Origin of the sequence: Leptospira wolbachii serovar Codice str. CDC (assembly GCF_000332515.2) — a bacterium.
Taxonomy (GTDB): Bacteria; Spirochaetota; Leptospiria; order Leptospirales; family Leptospiraceae; genus Leptospira_A; species Leptospira_A wolbachii.
Genome location: NZ_AOGZ02000008.1, coordinates 74,442 through 98,036, shown reverse-complemented (window position 1 = coordinate 98,036; position 23,595 = coordinate 74,442). Strand labels below are relative to the sequence as shown.

Genomic DNA, 23,595 nt, shown 5'->3' with positions numbered 1-23,595 from the left:
AGTGAAAGAACGAAAGAACTGGAAAGATCTCTACCCTACTCCGATTTATACCCTTGCTAGTTTTGATATCAAACTTCCTCGTTCTGTGGAGGAAAAAACATACTATGTTCTAAAATCCAAAAATTGGGTGAATGTGGTGCCAGTGACAAAGGCAGGTGAGATTCTCCTCATCAAACAATACCGACATGGGATTGGAGAGGACAGTTTGGAAATTCCAGGAGGGATTGTGGATGATGGACCTGGATCCGAACTGGAATCTGCCATCCGAGAACTCCGTGAAGAAACAGGATATGCTACGGATACTTCTAACTATAAACTCCTCGCTAAATTTTCAGGTAACCCAGCCATGTTTACCAATTGGTCCTATTCCTATGTAGCACAGGACGTTGAGTTAGTTCACGATGTTGAATTTGATGAAGGGGAAGATATCGAAATTGTATTAAAGAAACCAGAGGAAGTGAAACGTCTGTTACTCGATGGTACGATTCACCACCCGCAAATGGCAGCAGCTCTCGGGATTTATTTTTTACAATCTCTGAGATAACCTAACGATTGTAGAGTTTTTTACTAGAGAACCCTCGGAGAATCACATTCATTCTTTAGTGAATTCTAAAAAATGGAAGGATGTATGTTTAGAAAAATCCCCAAGATTTTCGAAATCGCTGGAAATTTAAACATAAGTTTGAGACTGTATATATATGAGAAAGTCCATCGCACAGTCAATCTTAGTACTTATCATAGTATTCAGTCAGTTTTCGCTCTTTGCGGAAGGTGGCGAAACATTAGAGCCTATTACCATCACAGTCCAAAAGGGTGAAACACTCTCTTTGATCTCGGAAAGACATCTTTCTGATCCCAAACGCTGGCCAGAACTTCTTAAACATAACAAAATTCCCAATCCCGATTTAATCAAGCCGGGTTTATCCTTAGTCGTTCCTGTTTTCCTACGCAAAGCAGTCGTTGGTGTCACTGAGTTTGTGATGGGCCAAGTAGAATGGAATGGAACTGGTGGCAAAGGACCTTGGGTTCCCCTGAAATTGGGACAAGAACTCCATCCCAATGACCAAATCAAAACTAGTGGAAAAGGCAAAACCGATGTCCATATCAACAATGTGGGTATGGTGCGAATCTTAACCAATAGCCACTTTGAAGTCAAGGGTGAAGATAAAAAAGGCGGACCTGTGACGGTTGCTCTCTTCAAAGGAAGTTTGGATGCGAAAGTGACTAAATCCAATCCACCTACCACCGAACACAAGTTCAACATTGTAAGTCCTTCTTCCACAGCGGGAGTTCGCGGAACCGAATTCCGAGTAGAATTAGATGAAAAACTCAGCTCAACCATTTCGTGTTTTGAAGGAGTGGTGGATGTTGGTGCCCAAGGGAAAACTGTGGAGCTCACTCAAGGGATGGCAACTTTTGTAGAAAAAGGAAAAACTCCCGTACAACCTTATAAAATTCCAGAAGCACCACGCATAAGAGAAGAATAGTAGGATTATGAAGCAAAAATTTTTACTGAGTATTGGAATCGTTTTTCTAGTTTTTAGTTCTCTAGTTTCTAAACCCAAAAGGGAACTTAGAGTTCTTATTGATGCAGAACCAGATGCTAATTTTGAATTAGAACTTTGGCAAGAAAAGCCAAATGAAAGTGGTGACACCATCGCTCCCAAACCTCCTGAATCCATTCAGTTTAAGGGAAATCGAATCGTTGTGACCCCAAAAGATGATTTTGAGTATTTCCGTGTTCGTAGGTTAGGTGAATACGGAGCAAAGGGTTTTTGGACACAAGTTTATTCGACAAATGTGGATCCAGGTTCCCCACTTTCTGTTCCCAAAGAATATGTGGCTAAAAAAGTTTTTGTCCCCAAAGAGGAACCAAAAAAAATCACCTCAGTAATTTCAACGGACAGTTTTATCATTGTTAAAGAGAAGAATGAGTCCATTCGGTATCTAACAAAAGATCAGTTGACTCTAAATCCTTCTGATGATGCTTCCGGCGTTGCGGAAGTTCATTACCAGATCAATGGCGGTCATTGGAACTCTGCAAAATCACTTACTTCTGTTCCTATCCAAGAAGAAGGGAATTATAAATTTTTATACTTCGCACTGGACAAGGCCGGAAACAAAGAACCTATGCAAGCCCTGGAATTTATTAAGGATACAACTTCTCCTGAAACAAAACTAGAATGGATCGGGCCAAGTTCCCTCGGGAAAGGGAAAACCAAATTTATTTCTCCAGAAACGAAAATCAAACTGAGTGCAAAGGATCGTCTAAGTGGCCCAAAAGATATTCTTGTTGCTTACACTTGTCAGTCGGGAACACAGACCGAGTTTAAACCTTATGTTTCTGAAATCTCTGTTTATGATTTAAAATCAGTATGTAAAGGTTCCTTCCAACTTTTTTACTACTCCGTGGACCAGGTAGGGAATGAAGAAGCAGTCAAAACTTTAAATTTTCAATTGGGTAGCGAATCCAATTGAAAGATAAAACTAGATTGTCGATTGCCCCAATTTTTCTATAATAAATATTGGCCTAAGAGATGAAGAAAAACCTTTCTTTGGCCATTTTCAAACACCGCGACTTTCGTTTTTTTATCGTAGCAAGGTTTTTTATGGTCCTTGCGATCAACATTCAAGCAACCATTGTTGGTTGGCAAGTTTATGAACTCACGGGAAGTGTCTTAGACTTAGGTCTCGTTGGTCTTTTTGAAGCAATACCTTCTATTGTGGTTTCTCTCTATGCAGGACACCTAGCAGACCTTAGAGATCGTCGAAATATCATTGTTATTTGTTTATTTTTTTTACTCGCTTGTTCCCTCACGCTATTTGCATTTACCGGCCCTCTTTCTTTTTTACTTGTTACATACAAAGCATATCCAATATTTTTAGTCATTTTAGTTTCAGGCATTGCTCGAGGTTTCATCTCCCCTGCTATCTTTAGTTTTGTGACACAACTGGTTCCCAGAGAACACTACCCTCATTCTGCTGCATGGATGGGAACATCCTTTCAGGCGGGTGCGGTGATTGGTCCGGCCCTCGGTGGAATTGTGTATGGAAGTTTTGGAATGCAAATGGCTTATGGGCTTGACTCCGTTTGTATTGGCCTTCCCTTTTTACTTTTCTTTTGGATAAACAAACGTAGTCTTCCAGAGCGAAAAGAAAAAGAAGCCCTGAAGGATAGCCTCCTCAAAGGCCTTAGGTTTGTTTTGAAAAATGAGATTATGTTAGGTGCCATGGCTCTGGACATGTTTGCGGTTCTTTTTGGAGGAGCTGTGGCTCTTCTTCCAGTCTATGCAAAAGATATTCTATTTGTTGGATCCGAAGGGCTTGGATATTTACGTGCCGCACCTTCACTCGGAGCCCTTCTTATGGCCTATTACCTCACATACAAACCACCACTCGAAAAATCAGGTAGAGTTTTGTTATTCTGCGTGTTTGGTTTTGGGGTTTGTATGCTCGTGTTTGGCCTTTCAGAGTCCTTTCTTTTGTCCTTGTTTGCCTTATTTCTTTCGGGAGTATTTGATAGTGTTTCTGTTGTGGTTCGCTCCACCATTATGCAAACCATGACTCCCGAAGAGATGCGTGGCCGTGTCAGTGCGATCAATAAAGTATTTATTGGTTCCTCCAATGAAATTGGTGCCTTTGAATCAGGAGTTTCCGCAAAAATCCTAGGGCCCGTGGGTTCTGTTGTTTTTGGAGCAACAATGACGATACTTATTGTATTTTTCACCTTCCGGTTATCTCCTAAGTTGAAAGAGTTAGAACTGAAAGACTGGGTTTAAAAGTGCTTGGAAAATCTCTTTTCTAGGGAATACTGGACAAGCCATGTCAGATTTGATCCATGATTCCAAACTTCCCGCAGATAAAAAACACACCCTTGTGCTTCTCATACAAACGATGTTAAACGATGTGAACAAACAAATCACTCATTTAGGAATCAATAACTATATGAAACTCCAGGATGAAATTGCAAAGATTCTTGTTCCAGTCATCGAAGATAAAATGGAATGACGAATCAATCATTTGAACAGACTGGCGAGATTTTCCCCATAACTTCGAGTCTGTTCTTAAGAAATACCATCCATTCGGGTGGTTTCGTTTTTTCTTTGGTGTGACAAAAAGAAAGATTTTCATTTTCTGTCTGAACCCAAATCCATAAGTTCTTTCCCTTCCAAAAATCCGTCTGACCTAAAATTGTAGAATTTGAATCTAAAACAAATTTTTCTTTTGGATGAGACCCATCCCAAAGAGAGAGTGACAAAATCTTTTCTCCACTTGAAAGACTTACCTTAGTTCCTAAAAAATAGTTTTGTAAATACAAGTGTAGACTTGATCCATTACTTTCCTCCCAAATGGGATCTGTTCCATAAAACGAAAATTCGAACCGTTCGCCGACTTTGGACCTAATCACGCCAGAGAGTCCCAAGGTCTGGCGATAGGCGCTAGAGAGAGCATTTGAGTTGGTATCAAAAAAACCTTCACTATTGAATAAAACGTTGGTTTGGAAAAGTGAATTCTGAAAGCGCTCGAGGGAATACATACGGAGCTGGTTTTCTGTATTTGTACTCGATCCTCCTGAACTCACAGAGGAATTTGTTATAGGAAGGGCAACCCACAAAATTCGTTTCCATTCGCTAAGAAATTCTTCCGTGATGGAGGGATGGTTCATTTTAACAAAGACTTCTTTGTTTTTATCTCTTGCTGAGACAGAATAATTGTAAGAACCCGTATAAACAAATTGATCATCAACTAACATCGTTTTGTGATGTAACAATCCTCCCAAATAACGATCATTTTTATAGACAAAATCTACATTTCCATCTTCCCAAATTTGGGATGGAAATTCTAGATGTTGACTGAGATAAATTCCTTCTGGATTAGAACTCATAGGTCCGTTATAAATTCCTTCGACCCGGACTCCCCTTCTACTTGCCTCGAGTAGTTTTAAACTGAACACAGGATCGTAATGAGAGTAGATTAAATATTTTATTGAATGTTTGGCAGAGTCCACAGCATCCAGCAATTGTTGCTGAACTTCAAGACCTGCCTCCGGGGAAACCCAATACTGCAAGGAACCTATATGAAAGTATCCTCGAGGATTTCTACCTTCAAGAGTAGAAATGATACCTTCTGCCTCTCCATAAGAAATGCTCTGTGTCCAGAAGACATTGTGATCTGTATAGAGACCGTGAGTGGTGTAATTTCCGGTCCCTGTAAAAAAACGAATCCCGTCAAAGATCCAAATCTTTGTGTGATGAATTCCTGATCCAGACCATCTCTGTATTTCAAGACCAAGTGACTCCAATTCACTATAATCTTCTTCCTTATCACCAAACAACTGGATCTGGACTCCCATCCGTTTTTTTATATAAAGTTCGGTAAGGATTTCATAATCATCTATCGAATACAAATAAGCCCGAATGGAAATTTTTGCTTTTCGAATCTCTGAAAGTAAGGCCTCCTTTACCATTCTCTTTTTCTCTTCCGCTACCTCCCTGCCTGGATAGGAAAAGTATAACTCTGAAATAGGAGAAGTAGAAACCAGAAGCCAAGAAAGGTCAGTTTTCTGTTTTGGCTTCTGACAAAACAGAACCAATATAGAAGAAAACAAAGAAAGAGTCCTTAGATAATTCTTCATATCTCTAATCTCCCAAATATATATCCAAAGTTTGATTTGATGGGGATGGATTCAGGTAGAAATAATTGAGAGAATCCAATTCCAAGTTCAAAAGAAGAATCTTCTTTTAAGGAGAGTTCCAATAGTCCCTCTCCTATAGAAAAAACTTCGAAATCTCTTTTTTGAAAACTAATCCTTCCATCAGAGGCACCACCCAACCTGTAAGGTAGAAAGTAGGAACCTACCATCTTTGCAACGAACTGATGGTAGGTGAATTGTAGGACAAGTTCACTTAAATAGCCGAAACATCTTCCATTTCTAAAGGCAAAGTTTTTTTCATATCCAGACTCGGTCACTGCTGCAGAGGGAAAGATCTGAAAGATTTGCGAAATGTATGGGGTTTGGCCTGGATGGGCTCCTAAGGAAATGTAACCCTCTTTGATGATTTGGTTTTTTGAATTTCTTTCTTCTCTGTCAGAAAGGAAGTGCGAACTACGAAGCAAAAAATCGCCAAACTTAAATTCGGCTCCCCATTGGATTGCCTCACCCGAAATCGGAATCGAACCAGGTGTGGTTGCAATCTTGGAACTTGTGCGATCGTTTCCCTTAGCCCAGAGAAAATCAAATTGTACTTCAAATAAGTCAGCATCGAATCCTAGGCCCAAATTACCATTGACCAAAGAATCTCCATCGGCTCCGGAATTCTTAGTCTCCCTGGGACTGTCTTTGACATGCCGTCCCCAAGTTCCCAGTTCTATGTATTGCACGCCCATACGAAGAGATAGATAGTCTCCATACACTATCCCAATGGAATGTCTACGATGGTGGCTAAGTCTGGTTTCGTTTGGTTCTGATTCTGCAGGGAAAAAAGTTTTTCCCTTTTGTGAATGCGGTAGTAAGGAATGGAACCTATCCTTATTGAATAATAAAGCTCCCGAATACTGGTCCCAAAGAAAAAACTGTAGGGTTAAGTTAGGCTGAGGTAGGAATTCTAAAAAAAGACCTTCACCCCCATCATAACTAGTCTGAAAACTCATAGGTCGAAACTTATGCTCTCGACGACCTACACCAAAAAGGAACTTCGATGTCTCATACCCTATATAATTATTTTTTCCGAAATAAAAGGGTTTTAGCCCTGTTTCTTTCCCAGTCGTTAGTTGGATGTCGATATCCCAAACGATTCGATCTCTCCGACTTTTGTCCTTAAGACCAACTAACATAGATTTGTCTGAAGTTCTATTAAGATAAGAAACGTTCTGGAAATCAGAACCCATCTGGTCCATTTGTAAATCCCAACCAGGAGTTTGATTTTTTTTAACACTTGTTTCTTTTAAAAACAATTCATATCCCAAAATCCCAACTTCGATTCCCACTCCATATCCGGGACTAGTATAGAATAACAAAGATATTACGATAATAGTGCGGACCAGAAAACGATTCAAAATTCCTCACGAAAAATTTCAAAATCGTCAGGTGAGATTCCAACGGCTCCAGATTTCAGCCAAAGGAACTCCCCCGTTACTACAGGGATACGAAAAGGAGAATGGCTTTCCTTGTGCCCAAAGGAGGAGATGAGTTTGGAGGTCTGCCCCAGTTTCTTTCGGACTTGGACGAATTCCCCTGAGGAAATTCCGTTTCCAATGGTTTGGGTTGACTTGACTGTAAGTAGTAAATCCGACTCCGAGTGAAAGATCGGAAAATACCAATCCTTACCGTCAGGATCGACAATCCAGGCACAATGACCCGGGTTTAGTATTGTTGAACTATATTCGAAGGTCTGCCCACCGAGGCCCACCGGTGATGAATTGGTAAACCGAGTTTGGTAAGACACAAGTTCGTCGGTGCTCATCTCGTCTTCCACCAAATACAAACTTAAATCTTCGGCACTTTCCGATCGATTGCAGAGATAGATCCATTCGTTTTGAGATTCCTTTGGATTGGGATAGATGGCTTCTAATTGGACAGGCCCTTTACGTTCCAAAAAACTTTTTGGTTGGATGAGGGAAGGATCTGAAAAATAAGAATAGAGTTGTTCTTCAGGAAAAAAAGGAAGAGGAGATCCAAAACTCAGAGTATAGGTATTCCCTCCTGAAGTTTGTATAACCAGTGGTATGTTAGCACTACCATTTCCAAGCCTTACTTCTGTTTGGTTTCCTAAAGGAAGATTGGTGAGATAAGTGAATGCGGGTGTCAATCGCTCTATTTCCAAACTGCGGTGTTTACTCGTCCCAGGACTCCGAAAGTCAGAGTTACACTGGTTCGATGGAAATAGGGAACGAGAAAACACAAAAGGATTAGGTTCTGGATGGAGGGAACGAGTTCCCCCTAAAGTTCGTTCCTTTATGATTCTTGGATCCCAGGAAAAAAGGACTGACCCTCCACTTTCTCTTCCCTGGTATCGAAGAGAACTAAAACTATCCGAAAAGAATCCTTCTGGCAATTGGTAGAAATTCTCTCCATTACAGAGGGAAGGAAAAGTTGCCAAAGTTTGAAATTGAATCCCGTTCGGTTTCCAGAACAAATACCGATTTCCATTTTCTCTTTCAAAAGAAACAAGTCCCTCCTCAGGACCCACAAATCCAAAGTCCAAAAAGGGAGATTGGTTGGGGTTGTATTCCAAAAAATCCAATGGTAGACTTTCCACCAAATCATTGTTTACTGACCCTGGACTGATTTGAAATCCATATTGTAAAAAATTGGATGAAGCTTCCTTTCTGCCATGTGGGTGTTCTCCCTGAGAACCAACCACAATCGAAAATCGATTTTGATCTTTCAAACGAAGTAAATGGTGAAGAGGGGGAACCGACTGAAATTCTTTTCTATTTTTCCCTTTTCGCTCTTCCCAAATAAAATTCGGAATTTGGAATACTACTTTAGGGATGGAGAAAGGTTTTTCTTTCTCTAAGAGGTCCCAACCTAACCAAAGTTTTCTTGTAATTAGAAATGTGGCTCCCTTTGGCAAATTCCACTCAGTAGCTGACAGGGGATAGACTCTATCTTCAAAAATCCAATCGAGGGCGGAACCATCGCAATTGTCTCCGGTATTTTGAAATTCAAAGTAGGCAGGGATTGGCATCCCAGAATCAAAGTGGTTCCCTGGATAGAATTCTGTGATTTGAATTTGGTCAGGTTGGCAGCCAAGGGGACTACCTTCTTTTACCTCTCTTTCCATCTGGTTCGGTAGGCCAGGATTGCCACAAAACAAATCTTTAGAATTCCAATATTGGAATTGGTCCCGGCAAGAGATAGGCTTTGATTGGTTGGAAAAAAACTCATTTCCTTGACGAAAGAAAAATTCCGAATCATGATACTCCGAATTTCCCCACCGAACGATCGTTTGTGTTCCTAAATCTGCGAGGAATTCTTTAGGAATGAGAATACCACTAAATCCAGGATCATCCGAAAGCAGGACAATCCCTCCTGGCAATAGTAACTTGGTTCGTTTAGAGAAAAGATCCGAATGGTATGACTTTATTGTTCCTTCCTTTTCCCATTCTAAAGAATGGGTACTCGGACAAATCACGGAATCTTTTGGATTCTCCCACTCTATAAATCTTTGATAAGAAGACTCTGAGTGCCGAAATAGCTCGGATACCACAGGTTCTGTTTGTTCACACTCGGATAACCACTCTTCATTTTGTGTTTCGATTTTCTCGGCGATTTCAATTAAATCAGGACAAGGAAATTCCAAAGAAATTAAAGTTCGTTTGTTTAGGGAAGCCGAAAGTCTCTTTGTGGGAAAAACAACTTCACAAAGTTCCGTTGTTCTTTGCAAAAACAAAGGATGTGGAATGGCAAACGTCTGATAGGTGACAAGACCATTAGACCAAATTTGGGAATCCCATTCTAAGAGGACACCTACCTTGTCAGATTCTTTTTTCCACTTCCCATATTCAGTGAGCGAAGCAGCCCAACCCTTTCCTTTTAAATTCCAAGAAGGGTATTCGCTTGAATCTGCATCCAACAAAGAAAAACCCTGCTTCCATTTGTTTAAGACGGCTTCGTCCGTTTTCCAACAGATTTTAAATTTACCACCTAACTCAAGTCTGTATAAAGAAATCGGAAGGGAATGGAGACAAAAAATACCAGAATCAAAACTAGTAAAACTAGTATTCTCAGTTAAGTCACGAGCCTCTTCCAAACTTCCATATTGGAATTCAAGTTTTGGTGTTTCTGTAAAACCATCACCAAACAATAAGAAGGGAGCTTTATCTTTGTTTTGGCAGGAACCAAGGAAAAATAAAAGAAAGACAAGGGTTTGTTTTCGCATCTCCCACCTCAATGTCTTTGGGTGGCTGATACAAATTTATGGTTCTATTTTTTTAAGTTTTTGGATGCCTGAATAAATTTTTTCAGCAAGCACAGGCCCAATTCCTGATACTTCCATTAACTCTTCTTTCGTCGCATCGGTTACCTTTTTTTTGGATTGAAAATACGATAAAATACTTTTTCGTCTACTAGCTCCAATATCTTCCATATCATCTAAGATAGATTTTAGGGCCTTTTTCTTTCTTTGAACTCGTTGGAAGGTAACACCAAACCGGTGGGCCTCATCTCGTAAATTGCGAAGGAGGCGCATCATAGGAGAATGAATATCAAAACTATAAGGATGTTTTTCCCCGGGAAAATAAATTTCCTCTCTTTTTTTGGCAAGTCCCACCATAGGAATATGACCCAGTTCCAAAGCATTAGCAGCTTCTGCGGCTCGTGATAATTGAGTCAGTCCCCCATCAATCACAATCAGATCGGGAAGAGGTTCTTCTTCGTTCACCAAATGACTAAGCCTTCTTGCAATTACTTCATGGATCATACCAGGATCATTGATCCCCTCATACCCACGCATTTTATAATGCCTATAACCCGCCTTATACGGTTTACCATCCACAAACATTACACCACTGGCAACGGGAGAGGATCCTTGAAAATGTGAGATGTCATAACATTCGATGGTTCTCGGCAATACGGGCAAATTCAGTTTTTCTTGGAGTTCCTTCATCGCTACGGATTGGTCTCGCAATTTCGTGGCTAGGATTCTTTCGGTTAAACTTAAATCCGCATTCTTCTCCGCCAATCGAAGGAGAGATTTCTTGGGTCCCATTTCTGGAAATTTTAATTTAATGGAAGTTCCAAATTTTTCTGTGATAGCTTCCAAAAAGACATCATAATTGCCTTTGGCCGAAGGAGGTAAAAAAACAATACTCGGAAGGAGAGTGGCATTCAAATAATAGTCCCTAAGAAAAGAGGTGAAAACTTCTTCATCCTCCGAAAAGGAAAGTCCTGTTAGTGGGAAAGATTTTTTGCCTTCCAATCTCCCTCCTCTTACTTCCAAGATGATCATTTGTCCCTCATCCTCACGTTTACTGATCCCGAGGATATCTTCATCCCCACCATCCATACTAACAACAGTTTGTTTTTCACGAACTTGAATAATTTTATCGATTCTAGTTTTTAAAAAACCTGCCCTTTCATATTCCATTTTTTCTGAGGCCTTTACCATCGCTGATTTCAAACCAGAAACCAATCGCTCTTTTTTTCCTTCGAGAAAACTTACGATTTCATCCACTAACTCTGAATAGGCTTCTTTTGTGACATTTCCCTGACAAGGGCCAAGGCAACGGCCCATATGGAAGTTGAGGCAAGGCCTTTGTGGTTTTGCTAGAGGCAGTTTGAGTTTTGTTTTACGAATTGGAAAGATTCTATGTATCAATTCCATAGTATCGCGAGCCGCTTTGACATCGGTAAAGGGGCCGAAGTAGCGATCTCCATTGTCTTTGACCTTTCTTGTCAAAAATACCATGGGAAAATCTTCGCTAGTGGAAACACAGAGAAAGGGATATTTTTTGTCGTCCTTTAACCTAACGTTGAACTTAGGATTGTATTTTTTGATGAGTGTGGCTTCGAGGAGTAAGGCTTCCTTTTCTGTAATGGTGGCAATCCAATCCAGGTCGAACAATTCGACATAGAGGGCTCGCGTTTTCCGATCCTTTTGGTTGGGATTCAGATAGGACCTGACTCGTGACTGCAATTTCAGAGCCTTCCCTACATAGATAACTTCCCCAATTTCATTTTTCCAAAGATAACAACCGGGAAGACTTCCTAAGTTTTTAATCTTTTCCTGGATCGTTTTTAGAACAAGTGAGTCTTTCATATTGGCTTTCAGTGGGAATTTTACGTTTACAATTCTTAGACGATCTGTATCCCTAGGGTATGGATATGCGTAAAATGATCAAATTCATAATTTTTGGTCTAGAAGGTTTTAATTACGGAATCGGTGTCCCCACTCTCCTTGGCTATATTTACTTTTTCACCGAATGGTCGGGAGAAGAATTTCAAACTATTCTAATTTCCACTTCTATTGCAGTTTTTTTTATAATCGGGTTTTGTATCACTTTTTATTGGATTCGATTTGCACCGGTCTCTCGGATTGGAAGACCGGAAGTCACAAAACGAGATCATAAACTGGCCTATTTCTGGTTGGATCATTTAGAAAAAGTTGCCATCATCGATATGATCATTCGCTATGCCATTGGTTTTTTGTTTGTGATCGGAGCCCTTCTCTTCTACTTAAAGTCCAAAAACTTTGTCCTCATGAGTGAAATGGCAATCGGTCTTTTTCTTACCCTTGCCTTTACCGTTATCTTCCAATCCATCTTTATCAATTATGTAGAAAACAAATTCAATATTAAAGGAATCTTGCTTTCTATCAGAAGCGACCATACCAAACGAATCAATACAAGAAACCTCGCTAGAGATTTGGGATTTCAAACTGTATTAGCTTTTTTTGCAGCTATCCTAGTTTTGTTTATTGTCAACTACCGACTCAATTTCAAACAAGAGTTGGATTTAGTTCATTCCAGTATGGAACAAGCAGCAATGGATTCAGAGACACTCATGCGAGTGACACTGGTTGACTTTCGAGATAGGCTCACTCTTTCTATCTTTGCAGAAAATAAACTAAAAGACCAAATTGTAAAAAAAGACCTGCAAGGAATCCGTTCGGTTCTAAACGAAATCCAACTAAAAAGTACAAATCATGCAGTGGAAGCTCTCTTCTACTACAAACCAGAAGAAGGAATTTTTGTTTCCACAAATGAATACGACCGTTCTCACACAGGATCCATATTTTTTATAGAAGATGTGGGGCTCGCAAAACAGGGTCCACTTCGACATACAAGCATTCGTTCTCGTATCTCTGGAGACATTGTATCACCGTACACACTACCCGTGTATCAAAATGATCAATTTTTAGGTTATGTTGGTGGATTTTTAAATATTGGCAAACTTTCTAGTTTTATATTAGGAAATATTAAAATAGGAACATCTGGGAAAGTTGGTTTTTTTGATGGAGATGGAACCATTGTCTATTATACAAATAAAAAAGAAATTGGAAGTAACGCAAAAGCAAAGTTAGTTTTTGATACTCCCTTCCAGAAAACAGAAGCACTCGGTTTTGCCGATTCAACTGAAGATGGAACCTTAAAAAGAATTTTTTATGTCAAAAACCCTGAGTTCAATTATATTATCTATTGTATTTTTGAAAATGCAGAGTTATATGAAAAAACACTTACCAGTTTATTCACCACACTGGGAATCTCCATTGTTGTTGTTTTACTCATTGGAATCATAACAGTTCTTGTGATTGAGTCCAAACTAAAGCCATTAGAACGAATCAAAGTTAGAATCTCAGAAATGGTAAAGGGAAACTTACAATCCGATTTTTACGACTCTAGCCGAGATGAAATTGGAAGTATGGCAAATGCCATGTTTGATTTCCAAACCAAGTTACGGCAAATTGTCAACCAAACACAAACTGTTTCGAATGAACTCACAAACACAAGTTCTGATATTTACGAATCTATGTTATCCCTTTCCGATGCCGCACAAAACCAGGCAGCAAGCAGTGAAGAAATTTCTGCTTCTGTCGAGGAAATTACTGCAGGGATAGAAAGTGTGGCCCAAAGAACAGAGACTCAATCCTTTACCCTGGCTTCACTGATGAAAAAAATGACAGAGCTCAATGGGGCCGTTTCCGAAATTGACAAAAAATTTCAAATCGCTGACGTGAGAGTGGAAGAAATCACAAAGGACGCTAAGTTAGGTGAGAAGTCCCTAGGAGAGATGAAACTTTCCATGGATAAAATCTACCAATCTTCCTCAGAGATGACCAATGTTGTAGAAATCATTCACAATATCTCCGAACAAATCAATTTACTCGCACTCAATGCCGCCATCGAAGCCGCAAGAGCTGGGGCTAGTGGAAGAGGATTTGCTGTGGTTGCCGACGAAATTTCCAAACTCGCCGATAAAACAGCAAAGTCCATTGATGATATTGAAGAACTCATCAAACAGAACGAAGGTGAGATCCAACAAGGTCAGGAGAAAATTGAAAAGTCCATCGTAATTTTAAGCGAGACCATTTCTGGCGTTAACTCCATCAACCAAATGACAAAAGAGATTCGTTCGGTAGTCAGAAAACAAATTGAAACCAACGATGAAGTCAACGAAGGTGTCACTCAAATTCGTGAACTCTCCGAGATGATTAAGGAAGCCACCGACGAACAAAAAATGGCGATGTTAGAAATTTCTAGGTCCATGGCAGAGATCAACAACCATGCACAAACCACTGCCATGTCAAGTGAAGGAACCAAATCCAGTTCTCAAACCATGAATCAATTATCCGAAAGTCTACGAAGAGAGATAAACTATTTCCATGTCTAAATCGAAAAACAAAGTACCATTCAAAACTAGGTTATATGCATTTCTCATCCCCCTAGTTGTAGGACTTATCTCTGCTATTTTAGTCAAATACTACGTCATCACTCCTGTTCACGTTGTGAACCAGTTTATGGAACCCACCTTAAAAAATGGATCCACAGCCTACTTCAATCGTATGTTTCGATCCAAACAGTTGGGAATTGGTGATGTTGTTTTGGTTCGTTCTCCTCTCGATCCCAAGTCGGTTTTCATTGCAAGGATTGTAGGTAAACCAGGAGACACGATCTATGTGCAAAAGCGAATGGTCTTTCGAAATGATACCCTTCTTGATCCCACAAGTTTTCCTGAATCTGCTTCGAATGACATTCCCATGATCCCTCCCGGTAAAACAGAATCCGATGACATGCCAAAACTGACAGTTCCAGAAAAATCGTTTTTTTTGCTGGCTGATAACAGAGAACTGGGAGTGGATTCTAGAACTTTAGGCGTAGTGCAAGAAAGCCATGTAATTGCCACCTTATGGTAAAGAGGAGCGTAGAAGAGTGGGTTCGGTTTTTTGAATCCACTTTACTACTGATTGGAACGGCCCTTTTCCTCTCAGGAATCTTTTTCCTAGTAGCCTTCAATTGGAACCATTTGGACAGATTCACCAAACTCGGACTAGTTGGGTCGCTCAACCTCATCGCCTATCTTTTCACCATTTTATTCCGGAAAAAATCACTCTATTTCGAAATTGGTCTTACCCTTATTTTTTTTCTCACTGGTTCGGCACTCCTTGTTTTTGGTCAAATTTACCAAACAGGGGCCGATGTTTATGATCTTTTTTTCGGTTGGTCGGCACTCACACTTCTCTTAATTCCAGTTTCGCGATCGGGTGTAGTGACAGGTCTATGGATGATCCTTTGTGCTGTTACTGTCTATTTGTATTCCGAGCAAGTAGAGGGAAATGGATCTCATGTTTTATATAGTATCACCTCACTTCTCTTTGGTGTGACAATGATCTGTTTTGATTGGTTCCAAACCGATCGGTTTTCTCCAAAAACAAAATCGTTTCTTTCGGGACTCGGACTTACCATTGCCCTTTCCTTCCTTCATTCTGCGGTTTTGAGTCTAATGTGGGTATCAGAAGAAAACGGATCTTCCCTAAATAATGAATTCTACCAAATCCTTGTTCCGCTTATTTTTTACGGTTTTTATTATTATTACTACAGATGGGTTCGGTTCCGACTCTTAAACCTAACACTTATTTTACTCTTTGGACTCGGACAAATCTTTCTAAAAATAATGGAACTTTTTCAAATTTGGAGCTATAGTTCGGGTGTAAGTTTTTTACTTTTTGCCCTTTTGATCACAGGTTATACCGTTTGGGCGGTTTCGCACCTCCAAAGCCTACGAAAGTCACAACCTACTGAAGAAGGCAAAACATGATATCTCCTTGGTACATTGAACTTTTAAGTTTTTTTGGATCCCTTCTCGCTGGAGGATTTTTTCTACTTTGTTTGGTTGTCCTTGGCCTTCTAAACAACGAACATGTAAATCTTTTTTTAGGTTTCACTGTCATGATCCTAGTCTCTATCCTTTCCTTTTTCTCCAAAGATGGTAAAAAACGGAGTTTAGGACCTGTGATTTTTTCTTTTTTAAACCAAGGTTTTGTTTTGTTTCTCTTTGGTGTGAATCAAGTTTTTAAACCAGAAGATACTTCTCTTCTTTGGACTATCATCTGTTTTCAGTTAGGTTTCTTTTTTCTAGTATCCAGCCCCATCCAAAGGTTTTTATCCCCCATTTTGGTTTTTGTGTTTTCAGGAGTATTGCTTTATGAATACAAAATTCTATTTTTTATCCCTTTATTAACAACAGTTTGTTTGTTTTTATTATACTTTTACACATATCCTAAAAATATAAAAGAAAACTTCGAAAGCCTACCTTACTCTCTGAGTATCTCTCTACTTTGTTTGGCTGGTTTTTCTTTTTTTCCAGAATTAAAACAAAGTCCGCAAATTTCAGAGTTTCAATCCTTGGTTTTCTATTTTACAGGATGCCTTTTATTTTACAAAGAACTTAGCTCTAAAACCAATCTCCTGACAGTGGGATGCGTAATTCTTTTTTATGGTCTTATTTTTTTCCCAACACTCGGAACTCCCGGAATCATTGCTTCTTTTTTTCTCATCCTCATTGGGTTTGTGAGAGGATACAATTTCCTTTCCTACTTGGCCTGGTTTTCTCTTCTTCTATTTTATTTTGCGTTCTATTATGACCTAGAGACAACCCTTTTTGAAAAATCCAAAATGATGTTAGGATCCTCACTTCTGTTTTTCTTTGCTTATTTTTGTTTACGTTTCTCCCCCATGGGTAAAAAAAGATGAAAGAGAAAATAACCGTCCTTCTCACAATCAACTTACTTTTGTTATTTGGCTTTCTCACTCAGGCTGTCATAAAAAAAGAAACAATCCGTAACAATGGCCGATTGGTTTTCCTGCCTCTTCTCCCCAAAGACCCAAGGTCCTTATTCCAAGGCGACTATATGATTCTAAATTATGACTGGAGTCTTTTGGAAAGAGAAGAAAATGCAAAAGCACCAAACAGAGGATGTTTAGTTTTCCAGATCCAAGAAGATGTGTTAATGCCCGTTCGGTTACAATCTTCTTTTACTGACCTAAAAGTTTCCGAATTTTGTTTGCAATACTACCGAAGTGATTATGACCTAAAAATAGGTGCTGAGTCCTATTTTTTCCAAGAGGGGGACGGGGATCTTTATAGCGAAGCCAAATATGCGGGAATCCGTTTTCGGGAAGGTAATACCGACGGAGACAAATTACTGATAGGGTTATATGACCAAAACAAACAACGATTAGGTAGTAAGGACCAAAGGTAAACCCCGAAAAAAATTGGATCCACTGCCTTCCTCGGAACGGACTGCCAAACAGAAGGAACTAAACCTAAACTTTTGATTCACCCCTTGCCCGTCAGGGCTCTCATCCGCAAGTCCATCCTTGGTCATAGAGAATCAATAGGCCGGATACTATTGGCAATTATAGGCAGGCGAGTGAGAAAATCTCAATTTCTTAAGGCTTCTACGCACCTTTAGGTCTTAAAATGAGTGACAGAGACCCCGAATTCGAAATTCTGTAATTAAAAAATCGTTTCATCTCTAGATACGAGCCTTTTAGGAGAAACTCATGGTAAAAATCGCAATCAATGGTTTTGGTCGCATCGGACGACTGGTGCTTCGTTCAGGAATCAAAGATCCCAATTTAGAATTCGTTGCAATCAACGATCTTGTTACACCGGACAACCTTTCTTATTTATTTAAATATGACTCTACTCATGGTCGATTCGACGGTGAAGTATCTCACACAGACAACGAAATCATTATCGATGGCAAAAAAGTAAAAACCTTCTCAGAAAGAGACCCAGAAAAACTCCCGTGGAAAGAACTCGGAGTGGACTTTGTGATTGAATCTACTGGTCTTTTTACGGACCGAGTGGGTGCCGAAAAACACATCAAAGCAGGTGCCAAAAAAGTGGTGATCTCTGCTCCCGCAAAAGACAAAGACATCCCTACTTTTGTTATGGGTGTGAACCATGAAAAATATGATTCTGCAAAAGACAATGTAGTATCCAATGCCTCTTGTACAACAAACTGCCTGGCTCCGATCACAAAAGTGGTTCTTGACAACTTTGGAATTGTAGAAGGCCTTATGACTACCATCCACGCGATGACCGCAACCCAACCTACTGTGGACGGACCTTCTAAAAAAGACTTCCGTGGTGGCCGTGGTGCGGCACAAAACATCATCCCAGCATCCACTGGGGCTGCAAAAGCTGTAGGACTTTGTATTCCAGAAGTGAACGGAAAACTCACAGGTATGAGTTTCCGAGTTCCCACTCCAGACGTATCCGTTGTGGACTTAACGGTTCGCACAGAAAAACCAACATCACTCGCAGAAATCAAAAAGAAAATGAAAGAAGCGAGCGAAGGTTCCATGAAAGGAATCCTTGGTTACACAGAAGATATGGTGGTTTCTAACGACTTCCTCGGAGACATTCGTTCTTCTATCTTTGATGCCGATGCTTGTATCGAACTAAGCTCCACTTTTTTCAAACTCGTATCTTGGTATGACAATGAAATGGGCTACTCAAACCGAGTGCTCGACCTCGTTCGTTACATGGCAAAAAAAGGCTAAGATGAAATTACCTCTTCTAGAAGAACAAAATCTAAAAGGAAAACGAGTCTTTGTTCGTGTGGACTTCAATGTCCCTGTCGAAAATGGCAAAGCCACGGACAAAACTCGGATTGAAAAAACCCTTCCCACTTTGGAGTTACTGATTTCCAAAGGGGCAAAGATCATTCTTGGAAGTCACTTAGGTCGCCCCAAAGGCGGCCCTGAGGCCAAATATTCCATGAAACCGGTGTTTGATGTTCTCGCTACACTCGTCAAAACCAAAGTCAGTTTCTCTGAATCTGTGATTGGACCTGACGTGGTGAAGATGACGAACGCACTCGGTGAAGGAGAAATCCTACTTTTAGAAAATCTTCGTTTCCATAAAGAAGAAGAGGAGAATGCGGCCGGTTTCTGCAAAGAACTGGCCAAATTAGCGGATGTCTATGTGAACGATGCCTTCGGGACAGCTCACCGTGCCCATGCCTCCACAGAAGGTGTGGCACACATACTGCCCGCTTTTGCGGGACTTCTGATGCGTAAAGAAATCGAAGTTTTGAGTAGCCTCCTTGCTCGCCCCGAACGCCCTTTTGTGGCGATTGTTGGCGGCTCCAAAGTCAGTTCTAAATTTGCTATTTTAAAAAACCTTCTCGAGAAGGTAGACCACCTGCTCATTGGCGGGGGAATGGCCTATACCTTTCTCAAATCCAGAGCCGTTCCCGTGGGAAAATCCCTTGTGGAACCGGACTTTGAATCCCAAGCATTCCAACTCATCGACAGAGCGGGAGTCCAAGGAGTCGACCTCCAAATCCCGATCGACCATGTCATTGCGGATGCTTTTGATCCTAACGCTAAAACGAAATCCGTAGACAAAATGGGAATTTTGGATGGTTGGATGGGAATGGACATTGGGCCTAAAACCATCGACAATTATGTAAAGGCAATCAAAGAAGCCAAAACTATTCTCTGGAACGGGCCTATGGGTGTGTTTGAGATGGATAAATTCTCCAAAGGAACCATCGAAATTGCCAAAGCCATCAGTAAATCCAAGGCCAAAACGGTTGTGGGTGGTGGGGATTCCATTGCCGCTGTGAACAAAGCGGGTGTGGCAGACAAAATCACTCATATTTCCACTGGTGGTGGTGCTTCCTTAGAATTTTTAGAAGGACGAACACTACCTGGTGTACAATGTTTACTCCCTAAGGAAGAAAAATAAGATGAGAAAGAAGATCATTGCTGGAAATTGGAAGATGAATTTGACATTGGCGGAAGCAGTTACCATCACCAAAGGTTTGGTTTCTGCGAGTGACTCATCGACTCATGAAGTGATGGTTTTCCCAAGTGCTCTACACTTGGAGACTGTTGCGGGAATTGCCGAAGGATCCAAACTCATCGTGGGGGCACAAAATGCTTACCAATCGGGACTCACTGCGATGACGGGAGAGATCTCACCTACACAACTGGCGGAGCTTGGGATTACCACCGTTCTTGTGGGTCACTCCGAAAGACGACAATTCCTTGGAGAAACTTCCGAGTTTGATAATGCGAAGATTTCCTACTTTTTAAAAGCGGGCCTCCGAGTGGTGTACTGCGTGGGGGAAACCTGGGCAGAAAGAGAAAAAGGAAACACCTTTACTGTGTTAGAAGACCAAATTAAAAAAGGACTCAAAGACATTACAAGCGACCTATTCGCAAATCTTGTGATTGCTTATGAACCCGTTTGGGCTATTGGAACAGGAAAAGTAGCAACTCCCGTGGAAGCAGAAGAAGCACATGCCTTTATCCGTAAGGAAATCGGTAATTTATTTGTAGGTGCCAGTTCGATCGCTGAGAAAATTCAAATTCTCTATGGTGGTTCGGTAAAACCGGACAATATCAAAGATCTACTCACCAAACCAAACATAGACGGTGGCCTCGTAGGGGGAGCTAGTCAAAAATTAGATTCATTTTTAGGACTTTTGAAATAAGGAAACACTATGGGATTTTTTGCAGGAACCATCCTCACACTTTTTATTCTACTTTCACTCTTTCTTATCCTTCTCGTCATGATCCAAACTGGAAAAGGCGGAAGTGCTGGAATGTTAGGTGGATCCACCGCGAGCCAATCAGTATTTGGAGCATCTACTGCTGACGTGATGACAAAAACCACTAGAGTGGCAGCGATTCTTTTCATCGTCCTCTCTTTGGCACTTTCTTTTGTATTCGCTAAAAAAGACGAAGTTTTAGTTCCCGATCTAGAACCAAGTTTAGAAGCTCCGGTAGAAACTGATGGAACACCTTCCGAAGTACCGGCTCCTACTACTCCTTAGTTTTTTCTCGCTAAATCTTAGTCTTTTTGCAGAGACTGAGATTTCCGAAAAAGAAAGTAGATTAGATAAGGAAATCCTTAGCCTTTACCGAGAGATCGCTAAAGCCAGGGATCTTCTTACCTACGAACATCTCACTTCCTTACCCGCAAACACTACAATCAGTTTTATTGGAACCTATCCCAATAGGACGGGCATTCGCATTCGTAAATACAAAGTAGATCCAGACCCACAAAATAAAAACCGAATCAAACATTCTGAAGAAAAATCCATCCTCCTAGAATTCAATGGATCGGTTCTTTCTAAGGTGGAAGTTTTAGTGGTCACTGAAGATACAGAAATCGAACAAAAAACAAAAACTAAAATCTCGGATACGTCCCCTTTGGATACATCACTAAATGATATGGTGATTAGTTTTTCAGGCCTTGATGGATCAGATAGTTTTCCACTCTCTTCTCTTCGTAATGATGAAATCAAAGGAGAACGTAATGATTTCAAAAAGGATTTTTATATTAAATTCCTTTTAGACTTTCATAGCCAACTGGCATCTATCTCCGCCTTACAAAAAACAGGTGGGAATAAAAATCAAAAGTCCATGTTCAAACAATTGAACCAATCTTTGGGATACTAATTTTGTCAGGGAACTCGCAAAGTAATGATTCTGCCTCTGTTGAAAAAGTGGCAGAAAAAGCCCGAGAACTGGAAGCCATTTATGATGTGGTTCAAGACCCGCTGGTTCTCATTGACTCCGATTTTAATATCCAGAGAGCTAACCTTGCAACTATCCTCTTTGCCAAAAACAATAAATACGATGAACTTCTAGATCGTAAATGTTACGAAGTGCTTTACCAGCGCAGCGACATCTGTCCTTACTGCCCCAAAATTAACGTCAAACCCAAGGACAAAAACCAAACCTACTCCACTCCGATCACAAGAGAGATCTTTTTTCGCTCCGAAGATAAAAAACAAACACTCCTACTCGAATTTTATCCCTACCCTAAACAAGAAGATCTATTCTGGATGGTGGAAAAAATCTCGGATGTTACCAAACAAAGAGACAAAGAAGAAGAATCCTTTCGGATGCGTAACCTTGCCTCGCTTGGAATCTTAATTTCCGGGATTGCCCACGAATTAAATAACCCCTTAACGGGGATTAGTTTAACATTACAAAACCTGAAGGCTAATTGGCAAAACCAACCTCCAGAACAAATTGAAAAACGGTTGGATATGATTAAAAATGATATTTCTAGAGCTGCCATCATCGTATCGGATATCATTTCTTTTGCAAAAACAGATAAAGTCAAAGTAACTCTTGGTGATATTGTTGAAACCATCAACCGTGCCAAAGATACAGTGATTCGTCTTTATCCCCACTTGAGTAAAAACATTGTTTGGCGAATCTCCTGTGACTATGAATACCAATTCCCTTTTCATCCAGGAAAGATGGAACGTTTGTTTATGAACTTATTTCGCAACTCACTACAGGCATTTGATTATAGACCGGGCGAAATCTCTATAGAACTACGAAAAACAAAAAACTGGCTTCATATCATCGTGGAAGACAATGCAGGTGGAATTCCCGATGCCATCATACAAAAGATTTTTGATCCCTTTTTCACAAGCAATAAATCGGGAACAGGCACGGGACTTGGCCTCTCCATTTGTCACTCCATTGTCAAAGAACATGATGGTAATATTTCAGTGAAGTCCGTAGAACAAAAAACTCGCTTCACCATTTCCTTTCCTCTTACCAACGATATCACGGAGCAAAATCCATGAAAAAATCAATCCTTATTGTTGAAGACATCCATTCTATTCGCGAAGCGATTATGGATTTACTCAGTACAAAATATAACGTATTTGGTGCTGAACATTTCGAAGAAGCAGTTTGGTATCTAACGAACGAAAAAATTGATTTAACGATTACAGACATCCGGCTTCCCGGTAAGTCGGGAATTGACTTAGTCAAACTTATCCAAAAAGAATTTCCTCATGTACTTTATGCACTGATGACTGCTTACAATATCAACGAATATATTAAATATGCTAAAGATCTTCACATTTGGAACATCATTCCCAAATATAGTTTTTTAGATATCCACCTAATCGAAGTAATGGTAGAGAAACTTCTTTCCAAAGATATTTTCGGAATAGAAAAATATTTTTCGAATGATTTCAAAGTTTATAGCGACAATTTTAATAGCGAGTTTGAAGAAGCTCCATCAAACGGAATCATTTACAAACAAATTAAATCAGACCAAGACAGATCCATTCTTTGCGGTAAAATCTCAAAAAACCTAATCCAATTAGGGGCCCCGAAAGCCATCCAACAAGTGTTAGAGGAATTAACTTCCAATGCTATGATTCGTGCTCCTCGCACTCACGAAGGAGAATACAAATACCAATTTGAAATTCCAAGTCATGATATGGTGGTTCCCCTCGATAATATCCAACTGATGCCTGACGATTATTTCTTAATTGGATATGGTGCAACAGAAAGTACGATTTTTATTGTCGTTCGCGACCAGTTTGGGTCTCTTAGAAAAGAAGAAATTTTACATAGGTTAGATCGACATATTAGTATCGATGATTCTACAGGTTTTCCAAAGGGACTAGAAGATAGTCATGGCCGTGGACTTTATATTTGCCGGGAAATCTCTGACCAACTGATTTTCAACATTGAACCAGGAGTGTGCACTGAAACCATAGCGATGATCAACAGAGAAGGACGCACTGGTTTTAAATCACTTTCTATTTATGAAGTAGATTCAAAATCGAAAACCAACTCTTAGGACATTAA

At 40.2% G+C, this 23,595-nt stretch carries 21 protein-coding genes; 17 read left to right on the top strand and 4 right to left on the bottom strand.

Annotation, left to right across the window (positions count from 1 at the left end; genetic code table 11):
* The first annotated feature begins 1 nt into the window (after position 1).
* The 5 genes from LEP1GSC195_RS02255 (at position 2) to LEP1GSC195_RS02235 (ending at position 4,008) form a co-directional block, all read left to right on the top strand.
* Positions 2–544: an NUDIX hydrolase gene (locus LEP1GSC195_RS02255; RefSeq protein WP_015679912.1), complete on the top strand. Its 543-nt coding sequence runs from the start codon at positions 2–4 to the stop codon at positions 542–544.
* A gap of 154 nt (positions 545–698) precedes the next feature.
* Positions 699–1,487, top strand: a complete 789-nt coding sequence (locus LEP1GSC195_RS02250) for a FecR domain-containing protein (protein WP_015679886.1) — start codon at positions 699–701, stop codon at positions 1,485–1,487.
* A gap of 7 nt (positions 1,488–1,494) precedes the next feature.
* Positions 1,495–2,478: an LBF_2017 N-terminal domain-containing protein gene (locus LEP1GSC195_RS02245; protein ID WP_015680098.1), complete on the top strand. Its 984-nt coding sequence runs from the start codon at positions 1,495–1,497 to the stop codon at positions 2,476–2,478.
* Between the two features lie 59 nt (positions 2,479–2,537).
* The gene (locus LEP1GSC195_RS02240) at positions 2,538–3,779 is read left to right on the top strand and encodes an MFS transporter (RefSeq protein WP_015680005.1); all 1,242 of its coding nucleotides are present in this window, start codon (positions 2,538–2,540) and stop codon (positions 3,777–3,779) included.
* A 43-nt stretch (positions 3,780–3,822) separates the two neighbouring features.
* A complete protein-coding gene (locus LEP1GSC195_RS02235) occupies positions 3,823–4,008 on the top strand; it encodes a hypothetical protein (protein ID WP_002983123.1) in 186 nt (61 codons plus the stop codon).
* Between the two features lie 4 nt (positions 4,009–4,012).
* Here LEP1GSC195_RS02235 and LEP1GSC195_RS02230 read toward each other — a convergent pair whose 3' ends face one another.
* From LEP1GSC195_RS02230 to uvrC, 4 genes are read right to left on the bottom strand one after another with little or no spacing between them, the layout of a single operon-like run.
* A complete protein-coding gene (locus LEP1GSC195_RS02230; protein ID WP_015680176.1) occupies positions 4,013–5,635 on the bottom strand; it encodes a phospholipase D-like domain-containing protein in 1,623 nt (540 codons plus the stop codon).
* Positions 5,632–7,044, bottom strand: a complete 1,413-nt coding sequence (locus LEP1GSC195_RS02225) for an LA_2168 family protein (protein ID WP_408605917.1) — start codon at positions 7,042–7,044, stop codon at positions 5,632–5,634. The genes LEP1GSC195_RS02230 and LEP1GSC195_RS02225 overlap by 4 nt, the downstream gene beginning before the upstream one ends.
* A gap of 8 nt (positions 7,045–7,052) precedes the next feature.
* The gene (locus LEP1GSC195_RS02220; RefSeq protein ID WP_015680023.1) at positions 7,053–9,884 is read right to left on the bottom strand and encodes an LIC11755 family lipoprotein; all 2,832 of its coding nucleotides are present in this window, start codon (positions 9,882–9,884) and stop codon (positions 7,053–7,055) included.
* Between the two features lie 36 nt (positions 9,885–9,920).
* Positions 9,921–11,762, bottom strand: coding sequence for an excinuclease ABC subunit UvrC (uvrC, locus tag LEP1GSC195_RS02215; RefSeq protein ID WP_015680119.1), 1,842 nt, complete (start codon positions 11,760–11,762; stop codon positions 9,921–9,923).
* 74 nt (positions 11,763–11,836) lie between these two features.
* On the opposite strand from uvrC, the gene LEP1GSC195_RS02210 reads away from it, so the two are divergent.
* The 12 genes from LEP1GSC195_RS02210 to LEP1GSC195_RS02155 all read left to right on the top strand — a co-directional run bounded on the left by LEP1GSC195_RS02210 (position 11,837) and on the right by LEP1GSC195_RS02155 (position 23,587).
* Positions 11,837–14,332 (top strand): methyl-accepting chemotaxis protein, encoded by a 2,496-nt coding sequence (locus LEP1GSC195_RS02210; protein WP_015680074.1) that lies wholly within the window; start codon positions 11,837–11,839, stop codon positions 14,330–14,332.
* Complete coding sequence (gene lepB, locus LEP1GSC195_RS02205) at positions 14,325–14,855, top strand: signal peptidase I (protein WP_015679954.1); 531 nt, start codon at positions 14,325–14,327, stop codon at positions 14,853–14,855. The genes LEP1GSC195_RS02210 and lepB overlap by 8 nt, the downstream gene beginning before the upstream one ends.
* Entirely contained in the window at positions 14,849–15,757 is a 909-nt protein-coding gene (locus LEP1GSC195_RS02200) for a DUF2157 domain-containing protein (RefSeq protein ID WP_015680122.1), read from the top strand. The genes lepB and LEP1GSC195_RS02200 overlap by 7 nt, the downstream gene beginning before the upstream one ends.
* The gene (locus tag LEP1GSC195_RS02195; protein ID WP_015680026.1) at positions 15,754–16,692 is read left to right on the top strand and encodes a DUF4401 domain-containing protein; all 939 of its coding nucleotides are present in this window, start codon (positions 15,754–15,756) and stop codon (positions 16,690–16,692) included. The genes LEP1GSC195_RS02200 and LEP1GSC195_RS02195 overlap by 4 nt, the downstream gene beginning before the upstream one ends.
* On the top strand, positions 16,689–17,201 hold the full coding sequence (locus tag LEP1GSC195_RS02190; protein WP_015680147.1) for a GDYXXLXY domain-containing protein: 513 nt from the start codon (positions 16,689–16,691) through the stop codon (positions 17,199–17,201). Before LEP1GSC195_RS02195 ends, LEP1GSC195_RS02190 begins: the two co-directional genes overlap by 4 nt.
* Before the next feature lie 304 nt (positions 17,202–17,505).
* Positions 17,506–18,513 carry a type I glyceraldehyde-3-phosphate dehydrogenase gene (gene gap / locus LEP1GSC195_RS02185; RefSeq protein WP_002973650.1) on the top strand — a complete coding sequence of 336 codons (1,008 nt, stop codon included), beginning with the start codon at positions 17,506–17,508 and terminating at the stop codon, positions 18,511–18,513.
* Position 18,514: 1 nt separating this feature from the next.
* Positions 18,515–19,705, top strand: coding sequence for a phosphoglycerate kinase (locus LEP1GSC195_RS02180; RefSeq protein WP_015680006.1), 1,191 nt, complete (start codon positions 18,515–18,517; stop codon positions 19,703–19,705).
* 1 nt (position 19,706) lies between these two features.
* The gene (gene tpiA / locus LEP1GSC195_RS02175; protein WP_015679841.1) at positions 19,707–20,456 is read left to right on the top strand and encodes a triose-phosphate isomerase; all 750 of its coding nucleotides are present in this window, start codon (positions 19,707–19,709) and stop codon (positions 20,454–20,456) included.
* A gap of 9 nt (positions 20,457–20,465) precedes the next feature.
* On the top strand, positions 20,466–20,798 hold the full coding sequence (gene secG, locus LEP1GSC195_RS02170; protein ID WP_015679931.1) for a preprotein translocase subunit SecG: 333 nt from the start codon (positions 20,466–20,468) through the stop codon (positions 20,796–20,798).
* Positions 20,758–21,426, top strand: coding sequence for an LIC_12096 family protein (locus LEP1GSC195_RS02165; RefSeq protein ID WP_015680156.1), 669 nt, complete (start codon positions 20,758–20,760; stop codon positions 21,424–21,426). Before secG ends, LEP1GSC195_RS02165 begins: the two co-directional genes overlap by 41 nt.
* A 2-nt stretch (positions 21,427–21,428) precedes the next feature.
* Entirely contained in the window at positions 21,429–22,574 is a 1,146-nt protein-coding gene (locus LEP1GSC195_RS02160) for an LIC_12097 family sensor histidine kinase (RefSeq protein ID WP_015679945.1), read from the top strand.
* Positions 22,571–23,587 (top strand): response regulator transcription factor, encoded by a 1,017-nt coding sequence (locus LEP1GSC195_RS02155; RefSeq protein ID WP_015679860.1) that lies wholly within the window; start codon positions 22,571–22,573, stop codon positions 23,585–23,587. Before LEP1GSC195_RS02160 ends, LEP1GSC195_RS02155 begins: the two co-directional genes overlap by 4 nt.
* Positions 23,588–23,595: the final 8 nt, after the last annotated feature.

Bases quoted from the DNA above. Each gene is read 5' to 3' on its own strand.
- LEP1GSC195_RS02240 (WP_015680005.1), top strand. From the start codon at position 2,538: ATGAAGAAAAACCTTTCTTTGGCCATTTTCAAACACCGCGACTTTCGT.
- secG (WP_015679931.1), top strand. From the start codon at position 20,466: ATGGGATTTTTTGCAGGAACCATCCTCACACTTTTTATTCTACTTTCA.
- tpiA (WP_015679841.1), top strand. From the start codon at position 19,707: ATGAGAAAGAAGATCATTGCTGGAAATTGGAAGATGAATTTGACATTG.
- LEP1GSC195_RS02210 (WP_015680074.1), top strand. From the start codon at position 11,837: ATGATCAAATTCATAATTTTTGGTCTAGAAGGTTTTAATTACGGAATC.
- uvrC (WP_015680119.1), bottom strand. From the start codon at position 11,762: ATGAAAGACTCACTTGTTCTAAAAACGATCCAGGAAAAGATTAAAAAC.
- LEP1GSC195_RS02190 (WP_015680147.1), top strand. From the start codon at position 16,689: ATGAAAGAGAAAATAACCGTCCTTCTCACAATCAACTTACTTTTGTTA.
- LEP1GSC195_RS02155 (WP_015679860.1), top strand. From the start codon at position 22,571: ATGAAAAAATCAATCCTTATTGTTGAAGACATCCATTCTATTCGCGAA.
- LEP1GSC195_RS02235 (WP_002983123.1), top strand. From the start codon at position 3,823: ATGTCAGATTTGATCCATGATTCCAAACTTCCCGCAGATAAAAAACAC.
- LEP1GSC195_RS02230 (WP_015680176.1), bottom strand. From the start codon at position 5,635: ATGAAGAATTATCTAAGGACTCTTTCTTTGTTTTCTTCTATATTGGTT.
- LEP1GSC195_RS02180 (WP_015680006.1), top strand. From the start codon at position 18,515: ATGAAATTACCTCTTCTAGAAGAACAAAATCTAAAAGGAAAACGAGTC.
- LEP1GSC195_RS02250 (WP_015679886.1), top strand. From the start codon at position 699: ATGAGAAAGTCCATCGCACAGTCAATCTTAGTACTTATCATAGTATTC.
- LEP1GSC195_RS02195 (WP_015680026.1), top strand. From the start codon at position 15,754: ATGATATCTCCTTGGTACATTGAACTTTTAAGTTTTTTTGGATCCCTT.
- LEP1GSC195_RS02200 (WP_015680122.1), top strand. From the start codon at position 14,849: ATGGTAAAGAGGAGCGTAGAAGAGTGGGTTCGGTTTTTTGAATCCACT.
- gap (WP_002973650.1), top strand. From the start codon at position 17,506: ATGGTAAAAATCGCAATCAATGGTTTTGGTCGCATCGGACGACTGGTG.
- LEP1GSC195_RS02220 (WP_015680023.1), bottom strand. From the start codon at position 9,884: ATGCGAAAACAAACCCTTGTCTTTCTTTTATTTTTCCTTGGTTCCTGC.
- lepB (WP_015679954.1), top strand. From the start codon at position 14,325: ATGTCTAAATCGAAAAACAAAGTACCATTCAAAACTAGGTTATATGCA.
- LEP1GSC195_RS02245 (WP_015680098.1), top strand. From the start codon at position 1,495: ATGAAGCAAAAATTTTTACTGAGTATTGGAATCGTTTTTCTAGTTTTT.
- LEP1GSC195_RS02165 (WP_015680156.1), top strand. From the start codon at position 20,758: ATGGAACACCTTCCGAAGTACCGGCTCCTACTACTCCTTAGTTTTTTC.